This window comes from Dietzia sp. HMSC21D01, from assembly GCF_001815995.1.
Lineage (GTDB): Bacteria > Actinomycetota > Actinomycetes > Mycobacteriales > Mycobacteriaceae > Dietzia > Dietzia cinnamea.
In genome coordinates this window covers 1-1,001 of sequence record NZ_KV823966.1, presented here as the reverse complement: position 1 = coordinate 1,001, position 1,001 = coordinate 1, and the positions used below count along the sequence as shown (strand labels likewise).

At 66.9% G+C, this 1,001-nt stretch carries 1 protein-coding gene; it reads left to right on the top strand.

Annotation, left to right across the window (positions count from 1 at the left end; all coding sequences use genetic code 11):
• Position 1: 1 nt before the first annotated feature.
• Positions 2-1,001 (top strand): IS630 family transposase (locus HMPREF3086_RS11090; RefSeq protein ID WP_371441667.1); only part of this gene is annotated, 1,000 nt, incomplete at its 3' end.

Sequence of the window (1,001 nt, the reverse complement as noted above, 5' to 3'; positions counted from 1 at the left end):
ACTGCGAGCCCGGATCGTCCTGGCGGCCGCTGCCGGTGATGCCAACGCTGCGATCGCCCGCGAGGTCGGGGTGTGCGAAGACACGGTGCGCCAGTGGCGGCATCGGTTCTGCACCGAGCGCCTGGAGGGTCTCAAAGATCGGCCCCGCTCGGGACGACCGCGAGTGTTCACCCCCGTCGAGGTCGCCCAGGTCAAAGCGTTGGCGTGTACGCGCCCGGCTGACCACGGTCTGCCACTGACCAGATGGTCGGCCGCCGAGTTGAGAGCCCACGCCGTGGCCACAGGGCTGGTGCGCCCCGTGGCGTCGGCGACGATCGGGCGCTGGCTGGCCGCAGATGCGATCAAGCCGTGGCAGCACCGGTCGTGGATTTTTCCCCGCGACCCCGACTTCGCCGTCAAGGCCGCCCGGGTGCTGGACCTGTACCACCGGCGCTGGAACGGCGTTGCTCTCGGCGACGATGAGTACGTCATCAGTGCGGACGAAAAATCACAGCTCCAAGCCCTCAAACGCCGTCACGCCGAGACTCCCGCCAGGCCCGGTCAGCCGCGGCGCGTGGAGTTCGAGTACCGCCGCGGTGGGACGTTGGCCTACTTCGCCGCCTACGACGTCCACCAGGCCCGCGTGATGGGGATGACCGCACCCAAGACAGGGATCGCCCCGTTCACCGAACTGGTCGAGCAGGTGATGACCCAAGAGCCATACGCATCCGCGAAGCGAGTGTTCTGGGTCGTCGACAACGGCTCATCCCACGCAGGTCAGGCCTCGAAAGACCGGATGCGTCATGCGTTTCCCAACGCGGTCCTGGTGCACCTTCCGGTGCACGCCTCGTGGCTCAACCAGGTCGAAATCTACTTCTCGATCCTGCAGCGCAAAGCCATCGCCACCGGCGACTTCGCAGACCTCGACGATCTCGCCGCACGCATCCTCGCGTTCCAGGATCGCTACAACCGAAGCGCCGAACCGTTCGGCTGGAAGTACACCCGCGACGACCTCAACCGCC